Genomic DNA, 9259 nt, shown 5'->3' with positions numbered 1-9259 from the left:
CCGTCGCATCAAGGTCAAGCGATTGCGACAGCCTCGATATCAGAGCCTGCCAGTCGGTTTCGATCGAATCATTCGTTCGCATCTGACCCAGGAATCACATCTCGATTCCACCAGTCCACACCTAAGTTAGCGCCTATGGGACAGCACCCCCCTCTGTCCTGCCGGACATCTCCCCCGCAAGGGGAGAGATTGGCAGCTTCGGCGCTCCGCTCATTCCTGCAACGTTGGCGGTTGGCGAAACCAGGAACGACATCCGATCTCCCCCCTTGCGGGGGAGATGTCCGGCAGGACAGAGGGGGGTGCGAAGGATCGCGGCGTCCAGCCGCTAGGCTAATGCGCCTCGTCCCAGTTGTTGGCGGCGCGGGCGTCGACGTGCAGCGGCACCGACATGGACACCGCTGGCATCGCCGCATTCTCCATGACGTGACGGACAACCGGGATCGTTGCCTCGACTTCCGCCTCGACCGTCTCGAAGATCAGTTCGTCATGCACCTGCAACAGCATACGAGCCGAAAGGCCTGCTTTTTCCAGCGCCTCCTCCATGCGGATCATGGCACGGCGGATGATGTCGGCGGCGGTGCCTTGCAATCGGGCGTTGATCGAGGCGCGCTCGTTGAACGCGCGGATCGAGGGATTTGAGGACCGGATGTCCGGATAATGGATGCGGCGGCCGAAGATCGTTTCGACAAAACCGTGCTCGCGGGCATAGGCCTTGGTCTCCTCGATGTAGTCGCGGATGCCGGGGAAGCGCTCGAAATATTTCTTGATGTAGTTGCCGGCTTCCTCACGCGGGATCGACAGCTGGTTGGCGAGGCCGAAGGCCGAAATGCCGTAGATGATGCCGAAATTGATCGCCTTGGCGCGGCGGCGGACCTCCGAAGGCATGCCTTCGACCGGCACGTTGAACATTTCCGACGCAGTGATGGCGTGGATGTCGGCGCCGTCAGCGAAAGCCTGCCGCAGTTGCGGGATCTCGGCGACATGGGCGAGGACGCGCAACTCGATCTGGCTGTAGTCGGCCGAGACCAGCCGATGGCTCTTGTCGGTGATGAAGGCGGTCCTGATCTTGCGGCCTTCGGCGGTGCGCACCGGGATGTTCTGCAGGTTCGGATCGGAGGATGACAGGCGTCCGGTCGTCGTCGCGGCCAATGCGTAGGAGGTGTGGACGCGCTTGGTGTCGGGGTGGATGAAGCCGGGCAGCGCGTCTGTATAGGTCGATTTCAGCTTGGTCAGCTGTCGCCAGTCGACGATCTTGCGCGGCAGTTCATGGCCCTCGGCGGCAAGGTCTTCGAGAAGCTGCGCCGAGGTCGACCACTGGCCGGTCTTGGTCTTGGAACCGCCGGGCAGGCCCATGCGCCCGAACAGGATGTCGCCGAGCTGCTTGGGCGAACCGATGTTGATGCGCTCACCGATGAGCTGGTAGATTTCCTCTTCCAGCCGGGCGGCGCCCTGCGCCAGTTCGCCCGACAGCCGCGACAGGATTTGCCGATCGACCGAGATGCCGCGCTGCTCCATGCGTGCCAGCACCGGCACCAGCGGCCGTTCCAGCCGTTCATAGACCGACACCAGCCCCTTGGCGGCAAGCCGTGGTTTCAGCACCAGCCAGAGCCGTAGCGTCATATCGGCGTCTTCGGCGGCATGAGCGGTCGCCTTGTCGAGGTCGACCTGATCGAACCCGACGGAGTTCTTGCCGGAGCCGGTAGCGTCCTTGAGCTGGAGAGGGGTATGACCCAGCCATTTCTCGGCAAGCGAGTCTAGGCCGTGACCATGGGGGGTGCCGGCATCGAGCACATAGGAGATCAGCATGGTGTCGTCGAAAGGCGCGACATCGATGCCATAACGGCTCATGACGACAAGATCGTATTTCAGGTTCTGCGCGATCTTGAGAACCGACTTGTCTTCAAGCAGCGGTTTCAGCAAGGCCAGCGCCTCGCGGAGAGGAATCTGGTTTTCAACCATGCCACCGCCAAGCAGGTCACCATTGCCGCTTTTGTGGGTAAAAGGAATGTAGGCGGCGCGGCCGGGCGCCGTGGCGATGGATATGCCGGTCAATTCGGCCTGCATCGGATCGGCCGACGTCGCCCTGACGTCGAAAGCGGCAAGGCCGGTCCCGATTGCCTCAGCGACCCAGGCTTTCAAGGTCGCGACATCGCGGATGCAGTGATAGGCAGATGTATCGATCTTGCGGGTGGCCGCACTCTCCAGCCTCAGCGCGGCAAGCAGGGAAGGGGTGTCGCCTTGTTTTGACGTTTCTGTCGTTGCCGCTCCGCCGGCCTGGCCAGGCTCGGCGCCGGACTCGGCTCGGGTAACAGCTGGCACTCCGGCCCCGACATCCGGGCCATGGGCATAATCGGCGCGTTCGACTGTCACCGCGACGGCCTGGACATCACCTGCCTCGGTGCCAGTCGCTTCCGCCACGCGGCGAGTGAGCGAGGTGAATTCCATGGTCTTGAGGAAGCCGATCAGTTTTGGGCCGTCCGGCGGGTGCAGCACGAAGTCGTCCAGCCCCTCGGCCACCGGCACGTCGTTCATCAACGTCACCAACTGACGCGAAATGCGCGCCTTGTCGGCATTGGCGATGATGGATTCCCGCCTCTTGTCCTGCTTGATCTCGCCGGCGCGGGCCAGCAGCGTGTCGAGGTCGCCGAACTGTTCGAGCAGTTGTGCTGCCGTCTTCGGCCCGATGCCGGGCACACCCGGCACATTGTCGACCGAATCGCCGGTCAGCGCCTGCAGGTCGACCATCTTTTCCGGCGGCACGCCCCATTTCTCGATGACCTCGGGAATGCCGATCTGACGGTCCTTCATCGGGTCGTACATGCCGACCGTGTCGCCGACCAGTTGCATCAGGTCCTTGTCGGAGGAGATGATGGTGGTGTCGCCGCCGGCCTCGCAGGCGAGCCTGGCATAGGTGGCGATCAGATCGTCGGCCTCATAGCCTTCGGTTTCTATGCAAGGCAGGTTGAACGCCCTGGTTGCCTGGCGGATCAGGCCGAATTGCGGGATCAGGTCTTCCGGCGGCGCCGAGCGGTTGGCCTTATATTCGGGGTAGAGGTCGTTGCGAAAGGTTTTCGACGAATAGTCGAAAATGACGGCGAAATGCGTCGGCACAATGCCTACATCGGTGTTGCGGGCGTCGAGTACCAGCTTCCACAGCATGTTGCAGAAACCGGAAACGGCGCCGACCGGCAGGCCGTCGGACTTGCGGGTCAGCGGCGGTAGCGCGTGATAGGCACGGAAGATGTAGCCGGAGCCGTCGACAAGGAAGAGATGGTCGCCTTTTTTCATGTCGGCAGGGATAGCGCGGCGCGGCGGCTTGGTCCATGCCAAAGGCGGCCTCAAATATCGGTTCCGGCAACACCCTGACAGAACGGCCAGTCGGCCCGTTCACGGCCATGTTACAAAACTGTAATCTTCGTGCCCTTGAATCGCCATGTTCAAAGACACAGATACATGGCATCGGCAATTTTCGCCGAGTCCGGAGCAAGGCCCGTCCCCCGCCTATCCCGGACAACTGCGGCAGCCTATCCCCCCTCTCCGGGCTGCCGCAACGTTTCGAGTAGAAGGCCGCCGTGGTTCCCCCTCCACCACGGCGGTCTTTTTTTACCTCAGACAGGCATTTGCAGCCCGTGGTCCAATGATCGCGGGCTTTTCGTTTTCCTGTCCTGCCTTTACGGTTCCGGTTCTGAATCGAAAGGCTTCATACATGTCCGCAGTTTCCCCCGTCCTCGACCGTCTCGACAAGAATCTCGACCAGAGCCTCGAACGCCTGTTCGGCCTGCTCAGGATCAAGTCGATCTCCACCGATCCGGCCTATGCCGCCGACTGCCGCAAGGCGGCGGAATGGCTCGTGGCGGAGCTCAAGCTGATCGGCTTCGATGCCAGTGTGCGCGACACGCCCGGACACCCGATGGTGGTCGCCCATCACGATGGCCCGGCCGGTTCGCCGCATGTGCTGTTTTACGGCCATTATGACGTGCAGCCGGTCGATCCGATCGAATTGTGGGAAAGCGATCCGTTCGCCCCCGCGGTCAAGGAGGTCGGCCCGGATCACAAGGTGATCACCGGACGCGGCTCGGCCGACGACAAGGGCCAGCTGATGACCTTCGTCGAGGCCTGCCGCGCCTGGAAGCAGGTGCACGGCAATTTGCCTTGCCGCATCACCATCCTGTTCGAGGGCGAGGAGGAATCCGGCTCGCCGTCGCTGAAGCCGTTCCTCGAAGCCAATGCCGACGAGCTCAAGGCCGATTTCGCGCTGGTTTGCGATACCGGCATGTGGGACCGCGACACGCCGTCGATCTGCGTCGGATTGCGCGGGCTGGTCGGTGAGGAGATCACGGTGAAGGCCGCCGACCGCGACCTGCATTCCGGCCTCTATGGCGGTGCTGCCGCCAATCCGATCCGCATCCTGGTCAAGGTTTTGGCCGATATCCACGACAAGGACGGCCACATCACCATTCCCGGCTTCTACGACGGGGTCGAGGAAACGCCGTCACAAATCCTGAAATCATGGGAGACGCTTGGCGAGACGGCCGAGACGTTCCTTGGACCAGTCGGCCTGTCGATCCCGTCGGGGGAAAAGGGCCGCTCGGTGCTGGAACTGACCTGGGCGCGGCCGACGGCCGAGTTCAACGGCATTATCGGCGGCTACACCGGCAAGGGCTTCAAGACGGTGATTGCGGCGGAAGCCTCGGCGAAGGTGTCGTTTCGCCTCGTCCATAAACAGGATCCGAAGAAAATCCGCGCCGCGTTCCAGAAATTCGTCAAGGAGCGCATTCCGGCCGACTGTTCGGTCGAATTCCACCCGCATGGCGGCTCGCCGGCCATCCAGCTTTCCTATGACTCGCCGTTCCTGGCCAAGGCCAAGAATGCGCTGTCCGACGAATGGCCGAAGCCGGCGGTGACGACGGGCAGCGGCGGCTCGATCCCGGTGGTCGGCGATTTTCAGACCTATCTCGGCATGGAATCGCTGCTGGTCGGATTCGGTCTCGACGACGACCGCATCCACTCGCCCAACGAGAAATACGAACTCAGCTCCTTCCACAAGGGCCAGCGCTCCTGGGCACGGATTCTGGAGGCGCTGACCCGCTGAGGCGGCGTGAAAATCAACTTTCAGTTGATTTTTCGGCGGATCGCGGCGAGGACGGGCCACGAGATAAAAGCGCTTCGGTGTCCCTTGCGTATCAAGGGGGCGCCGAGGCTCGACCGGAGAAGACAATGGCCGACATCCGTTTCCACAAAAATGACCTGCCCGACCTCTTGCACTACAATGTCGGGGCGGTGGCCATCGACACCGAGACGCTGGGGCTCAATCCGCATCGCGACCGGCTATGCGTGGTGCAGATCTCGCCTGGCGACGGCACGGCCGATGTCATCCAGATAGCGCCCGGCCAGAAGAAGGCGCCGAACCTCGTCAGCCTGCTGAGGAACCGCGGCATAACCAAGCTCTTCCATTTCGGCCGTTTCGACCTCGCCGTGCTCTACAATGCATTCGGCGTGATGCCCGAGCCGGTGTTTTGCACCAAGATCGCCTCGCGGCTGACCCGCACCTATACCGACCGGCACGGGCTGAAGGACATCTGCTTTGAGCTTCTCGGCGTCGGCCTGTCCAAGGCACAGCAATCATCGGATTGGGCGGCCGAAACGCTGTCGCCCGAACAGCTCGAATATGCGGCTTCCGACGTGCTCTATCTGCACCGTTTGCGCGACGTGCTGGCCGGGCGGCTGGCGCGAGACGGGCGGACAAAGGAAGCCGATGCCTGCTTTCGCTTCCTGCCGACGCGTGCCAAACTCGATCTGATGGGCTGGGACGAAGAGGATATCTTCGCCCATAGCTGACGGTCGTCGCGGCGATCGTCTGCCGATGGCCGGCTTTGGAACCAGATGCGGGCCGCCGCGTTCTGTCGGCTCAGCTTCGTCGGTCCAAGGGGGATAACATGACGGACAGAAAGCCGATAGCGACCGCGCCGACCGATGGCTCCAAGGTCTCCGTCACCTGGAAGGACAGCGACGGCGTCATCAATGAATCCATCGCGCAATATCGCGACGACGGCTGGTGGGTCTACACCGACAGTCACACGCAAAAGAAGGTCGAGCCGACCACTTGGCGGCCTGCCGCAAGCGATGACGACGATTAGAGCAGTTCACCGTTTCACGGAAACGGCGAGCTGCTCTAACTCCTTGTTTGACGCAATCCTCTAGGGAAAGCGCTACGCGCTTTTCCCGGGAAAACGCTTCACACTTTTCCCAGAATTGCTCTGGTGAGCGGCCGCTAGCGAGGCTGGTAGCTTTCGAATAGCCTGAAGCCATTGATATCGAGGCCGATTCGGAGCTTTCCGTTCCGCCGTCGCCTCTTGCTTGGAGGAAATCTATGGGTGTCGAAAGCCTGCTCGTCTTCATCATCATCGGTGCCATCGCCGGCTGGCTCGCCGGTCTCATCGTTTCCGGCTTCGGCTTCGGCCTGATCGGCAACATCATCGTCGGCATCGTCGGCGCGTTCATCGCCGGCTGGCTGCTCCCGCGGATCGGATTCTCCATCGGCGGCGGCATTCTCGCTGCAATCATCCACGCCACCATCGGCGCCATCATCCTGCTGGTGCTGGTCAAAGTCCTGAAACGAGCTTGAGGCTTGATAACGCAAAGAGCGCGCCATGAAACAGAACACGCTCTATCTCATCATTGGCGCGCTCGTCGTCGTGGTCATTGCGCTTGGCGCCTACGTCTACCGAGAGCAGACCAAGCCGAAGGGCGTCGAACTCAAGATCGACGACAAAGGCATCTCGATCCAGCAGAATTGAGGACCCCGGTCATCGTCGCCTTTTGTCGTAGTGAACGGTGCTGATGCGTCGTTCGAACCAGTTCGCAAGCAATTGAATCCACATTGCTTCGATTTTTCCCGACTTAACCCGCCCTTAAATCGCCGCATCTACTCTTCAACCCGAACGCCATAGGCATCGGGGATATCAAGCACAGCGCATGGCGAACCGCAGAGACAGCCGCATCGAACCCAGTTTCGAGGGACCGCCGCAGGCACGATCCTCGGCGGGTCTTTCGGTGAACGAGGAGGATCGCGTCGTGCCGAGCAATCGCAAAGCCTCCGCAAAACGCAAGCCGGCCAAAGGAAAATCGTCGCGGGCCAAGCGCGGCAGAAGCCGGCGCGGCCTGTTCGGCGTGCTCGGCCGGCTGTTCTACTGGTGCTTCGTGCTCGCCATCTGGGGCGGCATCGCGGTGGCCGGCATCGTCGTCTATTACGGCGCCAAGATGCCGGCGGCGACGACCTGGTCGATCCCCGACCGCGCACCCAATATCAAGATCGTCTCGGCCGATAGCCAATTGCTCGCCAATCGCGGCATGAGCGGGGGCGAAGCCGTCGGCCTGCACGAAATGTCGCCCTATATCCCCGAGGCCGTCATCGCCATCGAGGACCGCCGCTTTTATTCGCATTTCGGCATCGACCCGATCGGCCTGTCGCGCGCCATGGTGACCAATGTTCTGGGCGGGCATTTCTCGCAAGGCGGCTCGACGCTGACCCAGCAATTGGCCAAGAACCTGTTCCTGACGCCCGACCGTACGCTGGAGCGCAAGGTGCAGGAGGTGCTGCTGGCGTTGTGGCTGGAGCACAAGCACACCAAGGACCAGATCCTCGAAATGTACCTCAACCGGGTCTATTTCGGTTCCGGCGCCTATGGCGTCGAAGCGGCCTCGCGCCGCTATTTCGGCAAGAGCGCGCGCGACGTCACCCTGTCGGAAGCCGCCCTGCTTGCCGGCCTGTTGAAAGCGCCGTCGCGGTTGTCGCCGGCACGTGACCCCAAGGCCGCCGAAGAACGCTCGCAACTGGTGCTTGCCGCCATGCGCGACGAGGGCAAGATCAGCGCCAAGGAACTGACCTCTGCGATGAGCGCGCCGGCAACGCGCGCGCCGTCCTACTGGACCGGCTCGGAGAACTACGTCGCCGACACCATCATGGAAGAACTGCCTGATCTGATCGGCGACGTACGCGGCGACATCGTCGTCGACAGCACCGTCGACCTGAACCTGCAGAAGCTCGCCGAACAGTCTATCCGCAGGCTGATCGACGAAAGTGGCAAGAAGCTCAACGTCAGCCAGGGTGTCCTGGTGTCCATCGACGATTCCGGCGCGGTGCGCGCCATGGTCGGCGGCTACGACTATTCGACCAGCCAGTTTGATCGCGCATCCGAAGCACGCCGCCAGCCGGGCTCGGCATTCAAGCCGTTCGTCTATATGGCAGCCCTTGAAGCCGGCCGCACACCCGACAGCGTGCGCAACGACGCGCCGATCAAGATCGGCAACTGGACGCCCGACAATTACCACGGCAAATATTTCGGCAAGGTGACGCTGGCCACCGCATTGGCCAAATCGCTGAATTCGGTCGCGGCCCAGCTGACCATGGAGGTCGGGCCCAACGCTGTGGTCGAGGCGGCCCACCGCATGGGCATCCAATCCGATCTGCAGTCCAACACCTCGATCGCGCTCGGCACCTCGGAAGTGACGCCGCTGGAACTGACATCGGCCTATGTCCCCTTTGCCAATGGCGGCTACAAGCCGGACATCCATTTCATCCGCCGCGTGACGACCACCGATGGCAAGGTGCTCTACGACAGCGGTGGCGGCAACGCGCCGCGCGTGGTCAAGCCCGAGATCGTCGGCATGATGAATTCGATGATGACGGGTACGGTCGAGATCGGCACCGCCCGGAAAGCGGCTTTCGCCTGGCCGTCGGCCGGCAAGACCGGTACCAGCCAGAATTCGCGCGATGCCTGGTTCGTCGGCTACACCGCCAACCTCACCACCGGCGTGTGGTTCGGCAATGATGATGGCAGCCCGATGAAGAAGGTTACCGGCGGCGCATTGCCGGCGCAGGCCTGGCACGAATTCATGGTCGCAGCCCACGAGGGCGTGCCGGTGCGGCCGCTGCCCGGCACCTGGAAATCGACGCCGGCCGACACCATCGTACCCGACGAGATACCCTCGGCAAACAACACACCACCGGCGCCGGTTCCATCAGCGTCCGTCGGCCAGCAGGCGCGGCCAGCCGCACCGGTCGCCCAAGCGCCAGCGCCGGTCCGCGCGGCGCGTCCCGCTCAGACCGTCGATGCCGATGATGGCCTTTCCATGCCCGAGGATGACGGCGCCACCGCGTCGATCAAGCACCCGGTGCCGCCGGGTGACGTCGGCGGTCCGCGCAAGAAGCGGCAGACCTCGATCCTCGATCTCCTTGGCGGCGGCTGAGCGGCAACTC

At 62.6% G+C, this 9259-nt stretch carries 7 protein-coding genes; 6 read left to right on the top strand and 1 reads right to left on the bottom strand.

The features are described 5' to 3' along the window. Positions 1-330 precede the first annotated feature (330 nt). A complete protein-coding gene (polA, locus tag NKJ06_RS25340; protein ID WP_352633199.1) occupies positions 331-3288 on the bottom strand; it encodes a DNA polymerase I in 2958 nt (985 codons plus the stop codon). A 418-nt stretch (positions 3289-3706) separates the two neighbouring features. On the opposite strand from polA, the gene NKJ06_RS25335 reads away from it, so the two are divergent. The 6 genes from NKJ06_RS25335 (at position 3707) to NKJ06_RS25310 (ending at position 9249) form a co-directional block, all read left to right on the top strand. Then, a complete protein-coding gene (locus NKJ06_RS25335; protein ID WP_352633197.1) occupies positions 3707-5092 on the top strand; it encodes a M20/M25/M40 family metallo-hydrolase in 1386 nt (461 codons plus the stop codon). 125 nt (positions 5093-5217) lie between these two features. Then, a complete protein-coding gene (locus NKJ06_RS25330) occupies positions 5218-5838 on the top strand; it encodes a ribonuclease D (RefSeq protein ID WP_352633196.1) in 621 nt (206 codons plus the stop codon). Between the two features lie 98 nt (positions 5839-5936). Next, entirely contained in the window at positions 5937-6137 is a 201-nt protein-coding gene (locus NKJ06_RS25325) for a hypothetical protein (RefSeq protein ID WP_352633195.1), read from the top strand. Between the two features lie 233 nt (positions 6138-6370). Further along, entirely contained in the window at positions 6371-6625 is a 255-nt protein-coding gene (locus NKJ06_RS25320) for a GlsB/YeaQ/YmgE family stress response membrane protein (protein ID WP_352633194.1), read from the top strand. A gap of 25 nt (positions 6626-6650) precedes the next feature. Then, complete coding sequence (locus tag NKJ06_RS25315; protein ID WP_352633193.1) at positions 6651-6797, top strand: hypothetical protein; 147 nt, start codon at positions 6651-6653, stop codon at positions 6795-6797. Positions 6798-6975: 178 nt separating this feature from the next. Then, positions 6976-9249, top strand: coding sequence for a transglycosylase domain-containing protein (locus NKJ06_RS25310; protein ID WP_352633192.1), 2274 nt, complete (start codon positions 6976-6978; stop codon positions 9247-9249). Positions 9250-9259: the final 10 nt, after the last annotated feature.

It is taken from the genome of Mesorhizobium sp. M0293 (assembly GCF_040321735.1).
GTDB lineage: Bacteria > Pseudomonadota > Alphaproteobacteria > Rhizobiales > Rhizobiaceae > Mesorhizobium.
This window is presented reverse-complemented; position numbering and strand designations above follow the sequence as displayed.